This is a genomic window from Pseudoalteromonas sp. Cn5-37, from assembly GCF_021532495.1.
In the GTDB taxonomy this organism is placed as follows: Bacteria; Pseudomonadota; Gammaproteobacteria; order Enterobacterales; family Alteromonadaceae; genus Pseudoalteromonas; species Pseudoalteromonas simplex.
Genome location: NZ_JAKGBA010000005.1, coordinates 195,450 through 213,011, shown reverse-complemented (window position 1 = coordinate 213,011; position 17,562 = coordinate 195,450). Strand labels below are relative to the sequence as shown.

At 41.5% G+C, this 17,562-nt stretch carries 15 protein-coding genes; 6 read left to right on the top strand and 9 right to left on the bottom strand.

What is annotated here, in order from left to right:
* Positions 1-578: 578 nt before the first annotated feature.
* Together L1266_RS09860 and L1266_RS09855 are read left to right on the top strand one after the other, a co-directional pair.
* Positions 579-878, top strand: a complete 300-nt coding sequence (locus tag L1266_RS09860) for a helix-turn-helix transcriptional regulator (protein ID WP_235377446.1) — start codon at positions 579-581, stop codon at positions 876-878.
* Positions 868-2,079, top strand: coding sequence for a type II toxin-antitoxin system HipA family toxin (locus tag L1266_RS09855; RefSeq protein WP_138600156.1), 1,212 nt, complete (start codon positions 868-870; stop codon positions 2,077-2,079). Before L1266_RS09860 ends, L1266_RS09855 begins: the two co-directional genes overlap by 11 nt.
* Before the next feature lie 177 nt (positions 2,080-2,256).
* Here the strand turns inward: L1266_RS09855 and L1266_RS09850 are convergent, their stop codons facing one another.
* From L1266_RS09850 to L1266_RS09835, 4 genes are all read right to left on the bottom strand, one after another.
* Positions 2,257-2,964, bottom strand: coding sequence for a nuclear transport factor 2 family protein (locus L1266_RS09850; RefSeq protein ID WP_054553404.1), 708 nt, complete (start codon positions 2,962-2,964; stop codon positions 2,257-2,259).
* Positions 2,965-3,035: 71 nt separating this feature from the next.
* Entirely contained in the window at positions 3,036-3,776 is a 741-nt protein-coding gene (locus L1266_RS09845; protein WP_235377444.1) for a ferredoxin--NADP reductase, read from the bottom strand.
* Between the two features lie 189 nt (positions 3,777-3,965).
* Entirely contained in the window at positions 3,966-4,667 is a 702-nt protein-coding gene (deoD, locus tag L1266_RS09840) for a purine-nucleoside phosphorylase (protein WP_036972525.1), read from the bottom strand.
* Positions 4,667-5,896 carry a phosphopentomutase gene (locus L1266_RS09835; RefSeq protein ID WP_138618996.1) on the bottom strand — a complete coding sequence of 410 codons (1,230 nt, stop codon included), beginning with the start codon at positions 5,894-5,896 and terminating at the stop codon, positions 4,667-4,669. Before L1266_RS09835 ends, deoD begins: the two co-directional genes overlap by 1 nt.
* Before the next feature lie 191 nt (positions 5,897-6,087).
* Here L1266_RS09835 and udk point away from each other — a divergent pair, with 191 nt between their 5' ends.
* The 3 genes from udk to L1266_RS09820 all read left to right on the top strand — a co-directional run bounded on the left by udk (position 6,088) and on the right by L1266_RS09820 (position 8,845).
* Entirely contained in the window at positions 6,088-6,717 is a 630-nt protein-coding gene (gene udk, locus L1266_RS09830; RefSeq protein ID WP_054553619.1) for a uridine kinase, read from the top strand.
* A gap of 18 nt (positions 6,718-6,735) precedes the next feature.
* Positions 6,736-7,959, top strand: coding sequence for a NupC/NupG family nucleoside CNT transporter (locus L1266_RS09825; RefSeq protein WP_054553401.1), 1,224 nt, complete (start codon positions 6,736-6,738; stop codon positions 7,957-7,959).
* Between the two features lie 157 nt (positions 7,960-8,116).
* Entirely contained in the window at positions 8,117-8,845 is a 729-nt protein-coding gene (locus L1266_RS09820; RefSeq protein ID WP_082389269.1) for a substrate-binding periplasmic protein, read from the top strand.
* A gap of 120 nt (positions 8,846-8,965) precedes the next feature.
* Here the strand turns inward: L1266_RS09820 and L1266_RS09815 are convergent, their stop codons facing one another.
* From L1266_RS09815 to L1266_RS09795, 5 genes are all read right to left on the bottom strand, one after another.
* Positions 8,966-9,673, bottom strand: coding sequence for a substrate-binding periplasmic protein (locus L1266_RS09815; protein WP_235377443.1), 708 nt, complete (start codon positions 9,671-9,673; stop codon positions 8,966-8,968).
* 168 nt (positions 9,674-9,841) lie between these two features.
* Positions 9,842-10,051, bottom strand: coding sequence for a cold-shock protein (locus tag L1266_RS09810; RefSeq protein ID WP_054553399.1), 210 nt, complete (start codon positions 10,049-10,051; stop codon positions 9,842-9,844).
* 264 nt (positions 10,052-10,315) lie between these two features.
* On the bottom strand, positions 10,316-12,475 hold the full coding sequence (locus L1266_RS09805; protein ID WP_235377442.1) for a S46 family peptidase: 2,160 nt from the start codon (positions 12,473-12,475) through the stop codon (positions 10,316-10,318).
* A gap of 145 nt (positions 12,476-12,620) precedes the next feature.
* A complete protein-coding gene (gene folE2 / locus L1266_RS09800) occupies positions 12,621-13,505 on the bottom strand; it encodes a GTP cyclohydrolase FolE2 (protein ID WP_235377441.1) in 885 nt (294 codons plus the stop codon).
* Between the two features lie 11 nt (positions 13,506-13,516).
* Positions 13,517-14,848, bottom strand: a complete 1,332-nt coding sequence (locus L1266_RS09795) for a dihydroorotase (protein ID WP_235377440.1) — start codon at positions 14,846-14,848, stop codon at positions 13,517-13,519.
* 431 nt (positions 14,849-15,279) lie between these two features.
* Here L1266_RS09795 and L1266_RS09790 point away from each other — a divergent pair, with 431 nt between their 5' ends.
* A complete protein-coding gene (locus tag L1266_RS09790; protein WP_235377439.1) occupies positions 15,280-17,445 on the top strand; it encodes a M3 family metallopeptidase in 2,166 nt (721 codons plus the stop codon).
* Positions 17,446-17,562: the final 117 nt, after the last annotated feature.

Here is a 17,562-nt window from a genome sequence, read left to right as displayed (position 1 = left end):
GGGAATGGAGCCGGAATAAAGAAAGAACAAGTATAAACTGGATGTTTAATGTTGAATTAGCTCGTGAAAAACTTCAGAGGGCTTATGGTGCCCTCAACTAGTCAGAACTTGTGTGATGAAGTACTAGGCTCTAGGCGCTAGGACGCGATGTGAAATCGCTGGCTTTTAGCCGTTAGAGGTCAGATATTAGATATCAGCCGAAATGTGGGATTATTAAGGTCGATTGTTCTTCTCAGCATTCGACCTATTCACTTTCCAGGTAGGTTGGGTCGAGCGGAGCGACACCCAACATATAGAGACGATCTGACACGCGAAACAAGTTTCACGCCTACATGTAGCCGCGGGTTTATCCCGCGTCATAGGCGAGTTCTGGGTTCTAGGTCCTAGGCGCCAGGACGCGATGTAAAATCGCCGCTACCTCGTACCTCGAAACTCGCTAACTTTACTCTTTCCCCTTGAAACTCGCTAACTTTACTCTCGCTAACTTGAACCCACTAACTTAATCCCCCTCTATTGCAAAAAAACCAAATACCGCTAAACTAATCATTAAGTATCTAATGATTAAAAAAGTAATCAATATGCGTTCTAAACAGGCTGTAAAAATGGCACAAAAGCTGGGAGATTTGATTCGCCAGCACCGAACTCTTCATTATACGCAAAGTACATTTGCGAAAATGATTGGGGTATCACGTTCGACAGTACAAAAGTTAGAGCAAGGTGATGTTGTGAAAAGTGACATTCTTTTTGAAGCGCTGGTTGTACTTAACTTACAGGGATCGCTTCTCGATGAAATAAATGAATTAGCGGCCGACGTAGGTGGATACAATGCTCGCCAACGCAAACGAAATTCACCACAGGAAATCAATGATGACTTCTGAGTGCTATGTTTTTATAGATGGTTTAGAAGAAAAACCCGTTATCTGTGGTTACTTTAAATTAGATAATCAATCAGGTCGCGGTGAGTTCAACTATGGTAAGAGCTATTTAGCCCGAAGCGATGCCTTTGCTCTAGATCCAATACATCTGCCATTAAAATCGGGGATTTTCAGTTACAGCGCAAACAGAGGTGTATTTGGCGTATTGAGTGATGCAGGAGCTGACTCGTGGGGGCGCAAGTTAATTCTTTCGCTTCATACTACAAAACCCAAAAACGAGTTAGAATTTTTATTAGCCGGGTCTGGGTATGGCGTAGGAGCCCTTGTTTTTAGTCTCTCGCGAAGTGCCTCAAAGCATAAAACTAACAAAAACACCTTGTCTGATTTAGCCTTGCTAGACCAAGCTAAAGATGACTTGCTGGCAAATAAAACAATTTCTGATGAAGCTAAGAAAGCATTTGAATTTGGCCAAAGCATGGGGGGAGCTAGACCAAAAACTTCTATACAAATTGACAACAAACTCTACTTAGCAAAATTCAATCGCCAAGATGATTTATTCAATCTAGTCAGAGCTGAACATGCTGCAATGAAAATGGCGGAACAGCTTGGTATTCGAACGGCTCCTACCTTTATTCATAAAACACATACCGGTGATGTGCTACTTGTTGAGCGGTTTGATGTTAGTAATGGGTTACCAACACACCACTTTTTAAGTGCGAATAGCTTACTTCAAAAACCCAAAGTTGCTATGAGTGATCTTTCAAGTGACTACTCATATGGTCAATTAGCTGAATTTATAAGGCATCAAACAATGCAAAATGCAGGTGATGCTGAAGAGTTGTTTAAGCGAATGGTGTTCAATGCGTATATTGGTAATACAGATGATCACACTCGCAATCATGCATTCCTATATTCATTTTCACAAAAAAATTGGCGATTAAGTCCAGCCTATGACATCACTCCAATAAACAACTCAAAACAACATGGTCTTGGCTTTGGTGATGATGGCCGTTATGCAAGTAAAAGCAATTTTTTATCTCAGGCTAAGCGATTTGGGTTAGCAAATTCAGCAGCAAAAAACATCATTAAAGAGATTGAAGAATATTGCAAAGATTGGCCGACTCACTTTAAACATTTTGCAGACGTTAGTGATGAAGATATCACCCGTTTAAACGGTGTAATTCCTGAAATTAATGAAGATTAATAGCGCGAAACAAGTTTCACGCCTACATGTAGCAGCAGGTTTATCCCGCGTCATAGGCGCTGGGATTTAGGTTCTAGGACGCGATGTAAAATCGCTGCTACCTCATATCTCGAAACTCGCTAGCTTGAACCCACTAACTTTCACCCATAAAAAAAGAGCAGCTGGGCTGCTCTTTTTCTAGCGGAAGAATAACACTTTGGTTATTTTACCATTTTCTATTTTATAACTAGTGACAAATTCAGCTCGCTTATCAACCACCTTAGGGTCTTGTGAACAAGTCTCTGATAGCTCATGGTCAATCACAATATTTCCATGCACAATTCGTTTAATTGGAGACGATTTTATACATTTAAGCTTTTTAAACATGATGCCATAACGAGCTATAAGCTTTTCTTTCCCTGTGAACATTAACTCATTTGGGAATGTGTAAAACTCGACGTTTTCATCATACATTTTAATAAATGCATCAATATTACGAGCATTATATGCTGCTATTAATTGCTCAATTACAGCGATTGATTCTCGTGACTGACGCGCTTTTTCTTGTTGCTTGGCTGTTAGCGCCTCTTTTGCTTGCTTTACAGCCTTTTCAGCCTCATCAACTGCTTGCTGCTTTTCTTCAACTGTTTTTGGTTGCTCGGCAGGTGTAGGCGTTTGAGTACCGAGTACTTTACTATCATCAACTTCTGCGACCTCTTTCTTAGATTCAGAAATTACTTTTTGCTCTGTTACTGGCTTTTCTTCAATAAACTCTAAACTAGGTACGTCTTTCTTTTCGGCTTTTTGTTCATGGCTAGTTTGAGGCTCGGCTTGTTCAGTGGTTTCTTCACTAGCAAATGACTGCCAAGAGAATAATAAACTAATTGCCAAAAATAACGGTTTCATACTTTTCCTAAATACATCATGCCTGATTTAAGGCGTTAAGGTAGCAAATTCTCACAGTTTGGCATAGTTTTTTACCAATATTGCTCAACGGTGATCTGCCCAGGCTCACGACGTCTGTTGCGGCTAAAACCAAGCTCTAACAAAATGGCCGTGGTATCTTTTACCATTTCTGGATTACCGCAAATCATGAACTGTGTCGAGTCAGGTTTAACAGGAAGCTCTACTACATCAAATAAGCGACGGTCTTTTATTACGTCAGTGATCCGGCCATTAAAACCGATTGTGGCTGACTCTCTGCTGACTACAGGTGAGTAGTAAAGATTTGGGTACTGCTGCTGTAGTGCTTTAATGCGCGCTTGATAACTTAAGTCCTCATTAAAACGAACTCCATGCACTAAGTGAACATGCTCAAACTTTTGCCACACTTCGCCCTGCTCTAATATTGATATAAAAGGCCCAAGCGCAGTACCTGTACTCAGCATATAAAGCTGCTCACTGCTTGGCACTTCATCAAGGGTAAAAAAGCCTGTCGCGCGGCGCTCTATAGTCACTGAGTCACCCGGCTTTAATTGCGCAAGTTGTTGAGAAAGTTGACCGTCTTTAACATTAATCAGATAAAATTCGAGGTCGGGATTATTCGGCGCATTAACATAAGAATATGCACGTGCAACCCGTTTATCACCCACTTGCATAGTAAGCTTTGTAAACTGCCCTGCTACAAATGGTTCAACATCGGCATTAACAATTAAGCTAAATAGTGAGTCGGTCCACCATTTAACATCTTTAACTTTAGCTTCAACCCAATTAGACATACACATCCTTAATTGTTGTTCCTCTACTAAAAGTGGCAACAATTGCTTGAATTTTCAAGTTTTAAGGGGCGGTTGCGAGCATAAATACATAGTCATAAAAAAAGCCGCATAAATGCGGCTTTGAGGTTAGTCTCACTTCACTTTGGGCGTGTTTCCAAATTTCAGTGAATACGTTACCAAGGAACTTATTTAAATTGATTCTAAAGCAATTTTAACCATTTCGTTAAAGGTGCTTTGACGCTCTTCACTTGGTGTTGCTTCACCAGTGATTACGTGGTCACTTACAGTAAATAGTGCCATCGCTTTTGCGCCGTATTCAGCAGCTACGCCGTACATGCCAGCTGTTTCCATATCAACAGCAAGTACGCCTAGCTTGTCTAACTCTTGATAGAATGTGTTATCTGCTTGGTAGAATGTATCTGTTGTAAATACATTACCTACTTTAGCTTCAATGCCTAATTCTTTTGCTGCGTTTACGCCGTTGAGTAATAAACCAAAATCAGCAATTGCGGCAAAATCGTAACCACGTACACGTGCACGGTTTACGTTTGAATCTGTGCTTGCACCTTGTGCAAAGATAACGTCACGGATTTTGATATCGCTACCAATACCACCACAGGTACCAATACGAATTAGATTTTTAACGCCGTAACTAACGATCAATTCACGGGCATAAATTGACATTGATGGAATACCCATCCCAGAACCCATAATACTCACTGGCTTACCTTTGTAGGTACCGGTAAAACCATACATATTACGAACGCCTGTTACTTGTTTTGCGTCATCTAAAAAGTTTTCAGCAATGTATTGAGCGCGAAGCGGATCACCCGGCATTAATACCGTTTCTGCAAATTCGCCTACATTGGCGCTGATATGAGGAGTACTCATTATTGGTTTCCTTTTTTGTTCGCTAATAGCTTGTCGTTAAAGCTATCACCGTATTCAAGTGCAGGAAGATTAAACCACTGGGCAAGGGTTTGACCTATGTCTGCAAAACTAGCTCGTTCTCCAAGCGGGGTGTTTGTCATTCCCGGTTGGTATGCAAGTACTGGCACGTATTCACGTGTATGGTCAGTGCCTGCTGCTGTTGGATCACATCCGTGATCGGCCGTGATAATTAACACATCATCACTATTTAGCTGATTTAAAATGGTCGGTAGGTAATCATCAAACTCTTTTAATGCTTTAGCATAGCCAACTGCATTACGGCGATGACCGTACTTTTCATCAAAATCAACTAAGTTTGTAAAAATCAAACTATGGTCAGGTGCGCTTGCGATTACTTCTGAGGTTTTCTCAAGCAAGTTCATTAACCCTGGCGCTTTGTGTTTTTGGGTGATGCCTTGGTGCGCATAGATATCGGCAATTTTACCAATACTGATCACTTCACCGCCGTCTTGCGATAATTTATCAAGCAAGGTTGGCGACGGAGGTAACACCGAATAGTCACGACGATTGCCTGTACGGGCAAAATCGTCACGGCTCGAACCCAAAAATGGCCGCGCAATCACTCTTCCTATGTTCATTTCATCAAGCAGCGCCCGTGCGATTTCGCAAACCTGATAAAGTTTCTCCAGTCCAAATGATTCTTCGTGCGCGGCTATTTGAAACACGCTATCAACTGAGGTGTAGCAAATCGGCATACCGGTTTGCATATGCTCTTCACCTAGCTTTTCTAAAATGGTCGTTCCTGAGGCATAACAGTTACCTAAAATGCCAGGAATCTCTGCGCGAGCAATTAGCTCATCAACAAATTCTTGTGGAAAACACGGCTGTGTGTTTGGGAAATAACCCCAATCAAATAACACAGGTACACCGGCCATTTCCCAGTGTCCTGAAGGCGTGTCTTTACCACTTGATAACTCTTTAGCGTAACCCCATGCGCCAATAGGTGCTTGGCGGTCACTGACTAAACAAGGTTCTTTACCTGCGGCTTCGCATGCATCAGCTAAACCTAAACGGGTAAGATTAGGAAGCGATAAGTGCTCACCAGTTTCTTCTGCATAGGCTTTAAGTAAATGAGCGAAGGTATTTGCACCTACGTCACCAAACTTTTCTGCGTCAGGTGCTGCGCCAATTCCTAGGCTATCTGCCATTAAGATGAGTGCTCTTGCCATGGGTACCTCGTTATCAATATGTGAATACTTTATATGCTCTTTGAATTTTTGGTACAGGACATAAGTCCTGTTTCATAAAACGGAAACATTATAAATTTGCATCTCTAAGCGAAGCAAAAGAGATTAATCGTGTCTTTTTTGCTATTGTGATCTACCTAACAATGTTTCCTTCTGTGTGGGCGAGAACTTTAGTGACACGAACAATTATAGCTATTGCTGGCGCATCTGCGTCGGGCAAGTCTCTTTTTAGCAAGACAATTTATAACGAATTAGTCAATGAGCTTGAACCGGGCGCGATCGCAGTGATCGAAGAAGATGCTTATTACAAAGACCAGTCGCATTTGCCGTTTGACCATCGAACGCAAACCAATTACGACCACCCTGATGCTTTCGAGCATGAGCTTTTGCATGAGCACTTACTTCAATTGCGCGCTGGAAAATCAGTAGACGTACCAACTTATGACTATGCAATGCATACCCGAAGCGATGAAACGCGTCGAGTGGCACCTGCAAAAGTACTTATCGTTGAAGGTATTTTGCTACTGAGTGATCCGGCACTTCGAAAAGAATTTGATATTAAGGTGTTTATTGATACACCGTTAGATATCTGCCTTATGCGCCGTATGCAACGAGATATGGAGCAGCGTGGCAGAACATTACAGTCCGTTGTTGATCAATATCAAGCGACAGTGCGACCTATGTTTTATCAGTTTATTGAGCCATCTAAGCACAAAGCTGATCTCGTAGTCACACGCGGCGGTATGAATCGCGTTGCCATTGATATAATTAAAAGTAAAATAAAATATTTACTGCAACAATAACAACGGGAAACAGTCAGTATGACAACATTTATGAGCTTAGTAGGCATTGTTGTGCTACTAGGCATTGCTTTTGCGGCTTCAACAAACCGTAAAGCAATTAATTTAAGAACTGTAGGCATCGCCTTTTTACTTCAAGTGTTAATTGGTGGCTTTGTCTTGTTCTTCGAAGTGGGCAAAAACGTACTGGCAAGTATGTCACGAGGAGTCTCATCAGTTATTGGTTATGCCAATGACGGGATTAGCTTCTTATTTGGCTCACTGGCATCGCAAGATACCTTAGGGTTTATTTTTGCGATACAAGTATTGCCCGTTATCGTGTTCTTCTCAGCACTTGTTGCTGTGTTGTATCACATCGGGGTGATGGATTGGATAATCAAGATTCTAGGCGGTGGCTTACAAAAGCTATTGAAAACCTCGCGCCCTGAATCGCTTTCTGCAACCGCCAATATTTTCGTTGGTCAAACAGAAGCACCATTGATTGTTAAGCCATTTATCGCCAGCATGACTAAGTCAGAGCTATTTGCGGTAATGGTAGGTGGCCTTGCTACCGTAGCAGGTTCTGTTATGGCAGGTTACGTAACAATTGGTGTAGAGCTTAAATACTTAATTGCAGCCAGCTTTATGGCGGCACCAGGTGGTTTCTTAATGGCAAAAATGATTGTGCCAGAGACCGAAACACCAAAAGAAGATTTAGCTGATTTAGACGTACAAGAAGAAAAACCGGTAAACGTAATTGATGCTGCCGCATCAGGTGCCGCAAACGGTATGCAACTAGCACTGAACGTAGGTGCGATGTTACTGGCTTTCGTAGCACTTATTGCACTTCTAAATGGGTTATTAGGCGGTATTGGTGGTTGGTTTGATCATCCAACATTAACGCTACAAGAAATTTTAGGTTACGTATTCGCTCCGGTTGCATGGTTATTAGGTGTACCTTGGGACGAAGCAGTAATCGCAGGCAGTTTTATAGGTCAGAAGGTTGTAGTTAACGAATTTGTTGCTTACCTCGACTTTATTAATTATCGCGATACGTTAAGTGCGCACACACAAGCGATTGTCACATTCGCGTTATGTGGGTTTGCTAACTTATCATCGATAGCAATTTTACTAGGTGGATTAGGCGGTATGGCGCCTAGTCGGCGAAAGGATATCGCACGCTTAGGGCTCAGAGCAGTGTTAGCAGGATCTATGGCTAACCTCATGAGTGCAGCAATTGCAGGTTTTTTCCTCTCGCTAGCTTAGAAACTTAATGAGATGAGCCGTAGTTGCAAAACAATAGGATAGGACTTTAAGGGGTTAAAGGTCTATCTGACTTGAACGATACTTCACCAAGGGCCGCAAGGCCCTTTTATCGTTTTATGTGCTAAGATTTATTTACTAAATCCTTTTAAGTGCATAAATGAACTATTTTAGAATTTATATACTAACCTTTTTCTTAAGTTGGCCAGCCCTTTGCAAGCCGACCCTAACCGTTGTTACCGAACTATCACCGCCCAATCAAACCTTGATCAATAACCAAGTTGCCGGTAAAAGCACTGAATTAGTAAGAGCTATTTTTGCCAAAGCAAACTTAAATGCCAATATAGAGCTCTACCCTTGGGCCCGTGCTTATAATATGGCACTAAAAAAGCCGAATACTTTCATTTACAGCATGGCTAAAACTCCAGAGCGTGAACATCATTTCTATTGGATTGGTGAAGTAGCCACCTATGAAATGGGCTTTGTGAAATTAAGCGAACGCCGCGATATAAACATCACCTCCAATGAGCAAGCCAAACAATACAAGATAGCAGTTCAGCGTCATGACTTAGCAGCACAACGCTTAACTGAGCGCGGTTACACTGTTGTGTATACTTCAGACATCAATAAGTCATATCAGTTGTTGATGTCGGGGAAGGTTGATTTAATCATTGACGATAAAAACTATATCGCCGCGATGGCTAATGAATTAGGCCTTGATGAATCGCGCTTACACTTTGCCTTTGCAATTGATTTTTTAGCGATGAAAGGGTTCCTGGCTGCAAACAAAAATACTAACCCACACCATATCAATGCATTAAAAAATGCGTTTGCTGAGATTCAGGCATCAACGCTATATAGTCAGGTCATGCGAACAAATAGGCCTTAAGTAAGAGCAAAAAAATTCGTTATTTGCTACTCTTAACAACCCCCAGTGCCTTTTAAACAACACCATGATAGTAGTACTCAGCTACCGATAGCTTAAACAGCTAACGATGACTAATAAGAATTATTTTGAATTGGTATTACTATATTGCTCAATAAAAAAGTCTAACTTACCCTGAGCGATTAGCTTTTCGTAACTTGATTGCAAACGTTCAACTACATCGATGGGTATGTTTTTATTTAATGCTAAGTAATTCCCTAATGTATCGTTAAGAGGAAGCTCAACTAGCTTAACGACTTCTCGCCCAGGGTGCCCGTATTGAGTTAGCTGATAATCAAATGATAGATCTGAACCAATAATTAGCTCGATTTTATTTTTGAAAAATAAATTAAGACACTCATAACTATGACTCACTTTCAGCAAATTTTTACCATCACTAAAACCAATTGTTTCTACAAATTGCTCATAGATACTATTACGCACAACACATAGGCTATGTTCTTTTACCTGGGGTAGATCAAGTGGATTAATACGCTCATTTGATTTTAATCTATAAAAGAAATTTCGCGATGAGGCCAACGGCCCTACCCAGTTAAACAGCTTTTCTCTTTGCGTAATTCGGGCTGTAGAGACTAACCCTGACAAGGGCTGTTGTTGCGCCAAGTGGAATGCTCTTGACCAAGGTAAGAGCTCAAAATTGCACTTAATTTTGGCATCGATGCACATGGCCTTAACAAACTTTAAGTTAATACCCTCTAAATGCCCTTTATTTGAGAAGTTATATGGCGGGAAATGCTCGGTGTAAATGGTGACACTTTCTTTTGCAAGCACTACAGGTGCAAAGCTTAGGCACGCTAACAACAAAAATTTTAAAATAATTAATACACTCTAATGACACAGCTGCATTAAATATAGAAATATTAACTAGCCCAGTCAATTTTTAGACATAAAAAAAGCAAGCCGTAGCTTGCTTCTTCTCTATTTTACTTTTCAGTAAAATTATAGCGGCTTGATGTTGTCCGCTTGAGGGCCTTTTTGACCTTGCGATAGAGTGAACTCTACACGTTGGCCTTCAGCTAAAGTTTTGAAACCTTCAGATTGGATAGCGCTGAAGTGAGCGAAAACGTCTGGACCATTTTCTTGCTCGATGAAACCAAAACCTTTAGATTCGTTAAACCACTTAACTGTACCTGATACGATGTTAGACATAGTATTATTCCTGATATAAAAAATTAAATATTGCCCGTAGTGGGCGGGTGTAGCAAAAAATCAGATGGAACTTAAAAACTTCAGGACGGTACTACAAGTATTACTTATACAACAACGAAATAAAGATTTAATTACACGCTTTTTAGCTACCGCTCACTATATAGAGTTACCAGAATAAGTCAAATACTATATCTTAATGTTAAAAACAAAAATGCCAGTCTGTGTGACTGGCATTTTAATACTAAAATTAACGTTAAACTCAGGTTAATTAACGATAGTCATCTCTTTAAGTAAATTTTGAGCATTATCAACTTTATCCATTACCCACAACATGTATCGTGAATCAACGTGAATTGAGCGATTTAAGTTCTCATCGTAATCCCAATCACCAATAATGCTTTCGTAAACACCATCAAATAATAAACCAACGAGCTCAGCATTACCGTTTAACGTTGGAGAGCCTGAGTTACCACCTGTAGTATCGACGTTCGATAAAAAGTTAACCGGAACAGTATTCATACCGCCGGTGTAATCACCATAAAGCTTTTGCTTAATTAACTCGTTTTGTTTCTCTGGTGAGTTGAATGGTTCAACGCCGGTGTTTTTAGCAAGTAGTCCTTCTAAAGATGTAAAGGGGGTTGCCACTAAGCCATCTTGCGGTGAATAGCCGCCTACCGTACCGTAAGTTACACGTAAGGTGCTATTAGCATCAGCATAAACTGGCTTATTAAGTGCCTTGTTATAAGCGATGATTGCTTCCATTAATGCAGGGCGAGCAGCTTGCTGTTTACCAGCCAGTTCTTTTTTCGCATCTTCAATATCTTTTGTGACCGCAAAGATTGCATGCGCATACTGAATAAATGGATCGCTACTTTGTTTTAACTGAGCAAGGTCAAGATCTGCCATCCATAAACGTTTGCTTTCATCTGCAAGAACCGATTTAGCATACATATCATCAAGCAAGGCTTTCTGCTTTTGTTTATCAAAACCGTTAGTTAGACCAAGAGCTTTATCAACCTCTGCAACTCGTTCGTCTTTAGGTAATGCAGCATATTGCTCAATAAAGTACAGTAAAATAGCTTTATCAACGGCTTCATCATAACGACGGCTCATGCTTTTTAAACGAGACTCGATACGTGGCATATCACGCTCTTGATAACCGCTTTCACGCTCAGCATCTGGCTTTTGTTTTTCGTAAGCTAAACGGTATAAACGTCGAGCAGTTGAGATCATTTGTGAGCGGTGTACGTAACCTAACATACGGTCACGCTGGTTATGCTCTTGCGACTGTGCAACTAGCGCAGATAAATCAGCAAGTACCTGTCCGTATTTAGCTTTGCGCTTACTATCTTCATTGATCCACGCGGTGAGATCTTTTTCGAATTGTTGCTTACGGCTATACATTGACCCTTTGTTAAAGCTCTCAATCATTGAACCGTAGTTTTTAATGTAGTTGTTATAACCCGCAATCGTGCTTTCGTAAGCGATACGTGCCTCTGAACCCTCTGGTGCATTTTCTTCGATTAACGAGACATATTTCGAATTATACTTACGCGCTAATGGGTAGGCCGTGTTAAACACATAGTCAACTTCAGGCGAAATACGGTAACGGTTTGTGCTGCCTGGGTAACCGGTCACCATCACAAAATCGCCTTCTTGAACGCCTTTAGCGCTTACTTTTAAAAACGCATCACTTTGGTACGGCACGTTGTCTTCTGAATATTCAGCAGGCTTGCCATCTTTGCCAACATACGCGCGATAGAACGAGAAATCACCTGTGTGACGCGGCCACATCCAGTTGTCGATATCGCCGCCGTATTTACCGACGCCCATAGCGGGTGCATACGTTAAACGCACATCTTTGATTTCTAGCGATTTGATCAGGTAATACTCAAGACCACCGTGGAAAGTATACACATTACAGCGGTAGCTTTGGTCTTGCTCACACTCACTAACAAGTGCTTTTTCATTTGCTTGAATAGCATCAAAATGTGCTTTACCCGTTAGCTTTTCAGTACCTTGGTTTACTTTATCTGTAACGTCAGTTACTTGCTCTGTTACAAAAACACGAGAACCCGGCGCAGCAGGGACTTCTTCACCGGTAGTTTTAGCTAAAAAGCCATTTTCTAAAATATTGTTCTCGGTGGTCGAGTTATATTGAATCGAACCATAGGCACAGTGATGATTTGTGACAACTAAGCCTTTTGGTGAAACAAACGAAGCTGTACAACCACCAAGGCTAATTACCGCATTCATCGGAAACTCAGTCAGTTTTGAAATTGACTCTACATCAATGCTCAAGCCTTTCGCTTTTAACACTGATTCAAGCTCTGGTAACTGGTGAGGCTGCCACATGCCTTCGTCGGCAACAGCAACATTTGCTACAGCGAGACCCACTGCAGCAGCAATAAATTTAAAACGCATAGTCGTCCTTTATATTATTATGTTTATCATTTTTAGCGCTCGTATCATTATCATTGTGAAAATGAATAGCAATATTTTGCGACCGCTAATGTCAAAATTTGTAAACCATTTTAGGTTCATGAGCCTAATACTTAGACTCATCAGCTTAATGTTTAGATTCATGAACCACAGCATTGTGGCCATGTAAGCTTTCTTGGTGTTCGACCTTAAACTGGTAATCAGCAATACTCGGCATGGTTTCGAAACACTGTTTTAATCGCCTTGCTGCATCTTCGCAAAACAATAAGTTTTTTGCGTTAAGGGCAGCAAATGCTTGTTCATCTTCACGCTTCACGGCCGTTTGTACAGGGGTACCAATAGCTTGTTCACATACTGTGATAAAGCCGCCAATATCAGGTAGCTTCTCACTACTAAAAGTGACATCAATATAAGCATAAGAACGCTGGCTATGGGGAGTTGCAATAGAGCCTTGCTCACTTGCAAGCCAACTGAGTAAAGAGGCTTTATCTATATGCTCATCGCTAAATTGCTTATCGACCGCTTCACTCAAAAGCTGCCTCGATAATGCCGCTGAACACGGGCAGGTACTGCTGTAGGCTACATCAGCTTTTAAGTTGATAGTCATCGACTGCTTCTTAGTTATCGTTAAAACAACAGGGTAAGCATTGTATCCGGCATTGTCGCTAAGGAGTGCTGGTTTTAGCTCGGGTAAATCAAAATGCAGCACCAGTTTTGCGCCTTTACTTAAGCCTTTTTGTGATGCTAAAACGGCTTCCATAAACTCGTTAATACGCTTAGTCGATAAGCTTTGATTAGCCAATAGCTGATTAAGTAATAAATAAAGACGCGACATATGAATGCCTTTAGCATCACTATCAAGGCTAACAAAAATATCGGCTTTGGCATTCAGGTGCACATCAACATGAGGTTGTGCAAGTTTCAAAGGCAATGCTATTTTTTCCATGCCAACCCATTTTAAAGGCGACTGAAAATCTACATTAGAGTGCGAGGTAATATCGGGTAATTGCATATCAACTTCTTTTAACGATTGAATGTTAAGGCCATAGCGGCCTGCTTGTGCGGGTATACGTGCTGTCCATCAAAGACACACTCACCATTTACAAAGGTATGTGTAATTCGGTGTGAAAAAGTAGTGCCATTGAAAGGAGTCCATTGGCATAAGTAATGTGTGTTTGTGTGCTCAACGTGCTTTTCTGCGCTTGGGTCAACCAGGACTAAATCAGCAAAATAACCTTCTCTGATAAACCCTCGATCTTCGATAGCAAATCGCTTTGCCACGTTATGCGCTGTTTTTTCAACGACTTGCTCTAGGCTCAACGCACCACGTTTTACCTGCTCAAGTAACGATAGTAATGCATGCTCGACGAGCGGGAGTCCTGCTGGTGCAGCGCTGTATTGTTGCTGCTTTTCTTGCCAAGTATGAGGGGCATGATCGGTGGCAATAATATCAATGCGACCATCGCGTACTGCTGCGAGTAGCGCTTGGCGATCTTGCTCTGATTTTATGGCAGGGTTACATTTAATTTGATTGCCATAGTGTGTGTAATCATCTTGGTTAAACCACAAATGATGCACACAAGCTTCGGCGGTTATGTGTTTTTGCTCTATAGGTGCGTTACTAAATAGCTCTAGCTCTTTTGCTGTTGTAAGGTGTAAAACATGCAGCTGCGAGCCATAGCGTTTTGCCAGCGATACGGCGTACGATGATGATGCATAACACGCTAACTCATCACGAATTAACGGGTGATGTTCTATTCGTAACTCACCATAGCGTTTTTCTATTCGGCGCTGATTTTGTTGAATAACCTCCCCTTGCTCGCAATGGGTGGCAATGAGTACTGGGCTTTCCCGAAAAATGGCTTCAAGGGCATGAGGATGTTCAACTAGTAAATCGCCTGTTGATGCTCCCATAAACACTTTAACGCCGCATACATTTTTAGCATCAAGAGCTTTAATTTCATCGAGGTTGTCTGGGGTCGCGCCAAAGTAAAACGCATAATTCGCAGCGCTCGTTTGCGCTGCTATCGCGTATTTATCAGCAAGTGCTTTTGCCGTGGTAGTCGAAGGTGAGACATTAGGCATTTCCATAAAGCTTGTAATGCCACCTGCCACTGCCGCGGCAGATTCACTGGCAATCGTGCCTTTGTGGGTAAGGCCTGGCTCTCTAAAATGAACTTGATCGTCGATCATGCCTGGTAATAGCAACAGACCGCTTGCATCAATTACCTCATCATTGGCCTTGGCACTGATATCTTTGGCAATTTCAGCGATTCGATTGCCAACAATTCGTACATCGTTTAATTCGCGCTGTCCTTCATTAACAACGCTGGCATGTTTAATTATGATAGCCATATGACTCCTTGCTTATTCAGCAACATTTGCAACTTATCGTAAAAAAATGCACTCCATGGCAAGATTGATTGCAGACTAAATTGTTACAATATAACATACCACAAAGTTTTTATTTGGACACTGTTATGAGTCAAAAAGATCAATTGGGTCGAGCTATTTAAGCTGTAAAGTTATAAGTGGCTTTCCCATCTTAGAGAATTTTAACGGCTTATCGCAGCCAATAATCACCTTATCGCAACGTATGAGGTCAATTGTAATAAGACACAGTATGCTGGGCTCATTGATCACATGGTGATACCTGCCTCATATAAGTGCTTTTTTAGCATCTTTTTGTAATCCGTTTTAACCGCTATGCAAATCAAGAGCTTATAAAACGTATGTGCAAGGTTATATCGACATAATTTAATTTTAAAAATGACAAGAGAAAAACTATGAAACACCTAATCGCAACCGCGATCAGTTCTGCGCTGTTACTCACAGCCTGTTCAGAACCGCAAACAACAACATCAACGCCTAAATCAGAGCAATCAGCACCTGTTGCTGCCGAACAGCAAGCTAACCCACTGTTTGTGAAAAGCGTATTACAATACGAAACGCCTGATTTCAGTGCGATTAAAGATGAACATTTCATGCCAGCATTTAATAAAGGCATGTCTGAGCAAATGGCTGAAGTGCAAGCTATTATCAACAATCCAGCAAAGCCTGATTTTGCCAATACGATTGTTGCGCTTGAGAAAAGTGGTGAGCTATTAACACGCACACGCAGTATTTTTTATAACTTAGCGGGTACGGATTCAAACCCGGCACGTCGTGAATTACAAAAAGAGTTAGCGCCAAAACTAGCGGCTCATAGCGACAACATTTTCTTAAATAAAGCACTTTTTGAGAAAGTAGCGGCTATTCACAGCGAAGCTGACAGCCTTGCCTTAACTGCTGAAGAAAAGCGTTTATTAGACGTTTACTACAAACGTTTTGTGCGTGCTGGTGCAAAATTAAGTGCAGAGCAAAAACAACAAATTCGTGATATCAATACAAAGCACTCGAGCTTAACAACTCAGTTCTCACAAAACTTATTAGCGCTGACTAAAACAAATGTTGTTTTAGTGGATGACAAAGCAGAGCTTGAGGGCTTACCAGCAGGTCAAATTGAGCAGCTTGCCAATGCCGCTGCAGAAGCTGGCCATCCAGGCAAATACCTAATTAAGATCACAAACACCACGCGTCAGCCTATTCTGGCAACACTGAAAAACCGCGATTTACGTGAAAAAGTATGGCGTGCATCAGCTGAGCGTGCATTATCGGGCGAAAATAGTAACCGTGATATCGTGGCAGAACTTGCTCACTTACGTGCTCAAAAAGCGAAACTATTAGGTTACGACAGCTGGGCTGATTTTGGTTTAGAGTCGCAAATGGCGAAAAAACCACACGCTGTATTTGATATGTTTGCGAGCATGATCCCTGCATTAATGCAGAACGTCAACGCAGAAGCAGCTGCAATTCAAGCTAAGATTGATGAGTCAGGTGAGCAGTTCAAATTACAGCCATGGGATTGGTTATTCTACGCAGAGCAAGTGCGTAAAGATAAATATAACCTTGACGAAAATGCAGTGAAAGAATATTTCGAGTTCAACCGAGTTTTAGAAGACGGCGTATTCTTCACCATGAACCGTTTATACGGTATCACCTTTAAACCACGTAACGATATTCCGGTTTATCACCCGGATGTAAAAGCCTATGAGTTATTTGATGAAAATGGTAAAAGCTTAGCCATTTTCTTTGCTGACTACTTCGCGCGTGAAGGTAAACGTGGTGGTGCTTGGATGACTTCTTTCGTTAAACAATCAGGCCTTAAAGAACAAAAGCCAGTTGTCGTAAACGTAATGAACATTCAAAAAGGCGCGAATGGCGAACCTACGCTTATCAGTTATGATGAAGCAACAACGATCTTCCACGAGCTAGGCCATGGCTTACACGGCATGTTCTCAAACGTGAAGTATCCTACTCTATCTGGCACCTCAGTATCACGTGACTTCGTTGAATTCCCATCAACATTTGAAGAAGATTGGGCCATGTACCCTGAAGTTATCGCTAACTATGCGAAACACCATAAAACTGGCGAGCCAATTCCTGATGAGCTACTGAAAAAAGTAATTCAATCACGTAGCTTCAACCAAGGTTTTGATACCCTAGAATACGTTGCTGCTGCACTACTTGATATGGAATGGCATTCACTCTCTGCTGATGCTCCTTTACAAGACATTGAAAAGTTTGAGCAACAAGCGCTTGCAAAACATGGTGTTGATGTAGCATTTGTACCACCTCGTTATAAGTCAGCCTTCTTCTCACACTCAATGGGCGGCGGTTATTCAGCGGGTTACTATGCTTATATGTGGAGTGAAATCTTAGCAGCAGACGCCTTTGCCTTTGTTCAAGAGCAAGGCGGTCTAAAACGTGAAATCGGTGATAAATACCGTAAAGAAATTTTAGAAGTCGGTAACTCACGTGACCTAATGGAATCGTACAAAGCATTCCGCGGTCAAGAGCCAGACACGTCAGCATTATTAAAACGCCGCGGCCTAAAAGCAACGGTTCAATAGCTTACCTTAAGCTTTCAGTTGTAAGCTCTAAGCTATAAGTCAGAAATGTGGGGTTATCGAGTGTTTATAACCCCACAGCATTCAACCTGTTGACTCTCCACGTAGGTTGGGTAGAGC

What these genes read in the sequence shown, in the direction of transcription:
- L1266_RS09855 (WP_138600156.1), top strand. Translation starts at nt 868, where the DNA reads ATGACTTCTGAGTGCTATGTTTTTATAGATGGTTTAGAAGAAAAACCC.
- L1266_RS09820 (WP_082389269.1), top strand. Translation starts at nt 8,117, where the DNA reads ATGAACTATTTTAGAATTTATATACTAACCTTTTTCTTAAGTTGGCCA.
- L1266_RS09810 (WP_054553399.1), bottom strand. Translation starts at nt 10,051, where the DNA reads ATGTCTAACATCGTATCAGGTACAGTTAAGTGGTTTAACGAATCTAAA.
- L1266_RS09825 (WP_054553401.1), top strand. Translation starts at nt 6,736, where the DNA reads ATGACAACATTTATGAGCTTAGTAGGCATTGTTGTGCTACTAGGCATT.
- L1266_RS09860 (WP_235377446.1), top strand. Translation starts at nt 579, where the DNA reads ATGCGTTCTAAACAGGCTGTAAAAATGGCACAAAAGCTGGGAGATTTG.
- folE2 (WP_235377441.1), bottom strand. Translation starts at nt 13,505, where the DNA reads ATGCAATTACCCGATATTACCTCGCACTCTAATGTAGATTTTCAGTCG.
- L1266_RS09835 (WP_138618996.1), bottom strand. Translation starts at nt 5,896, where the DNA reads ATGGCAAGAGCACTCATCTTAATGGCAGATAGCCTAGGAATTGGCGCA.
- L1266_RS09805 (WP_235377442.1), bottom strand. Translation starts at nt 12,475, where the DNA reads ATGCGTTTTAAATTTATTGCTGCTGCAGTGGGTCTCGCTGTAGCAAAT.
- deoD (WP_036972525.1), bottom strand. Translation starts at nt 4,667, where the DNA reads ATGAGTACTCCTCATATCAGCGCCAATGTAGGCGAATTTGCAGAAACG.
- L1266_RS09850 (WP_054553404.1), bottom strand. Translation starts at nt 2,964, where the DNA reads ATGAAACCGTTATTTTTGGCAATTAGTTTATTATTCTCTTGGCAGTCA.
- L1266_RS09790 (WP_235377439.1), top strand. Translation starts at nt 15,280, where the DNA reads ATGAAACACCTAATCGCAACCGCGATCAGTTCTGCGCTGTTACTCACA.
- L1266_RS09845 (WP_235377444.1), bottom strand. Translation starts at nt 3,776, where the DNA reads ATGTCTAATTGGGTTGAAGCTAAAGTTAAAGATGTTAAATGGTGGACC.
- L1266_RS09795 (WP_235377440.1), bottom strand. Translation starts at nt 14,848, where the DNA reads ATGGCTATCATAATTAAACATGCCAGCGTTGTTAATGAAGGACAGCGC.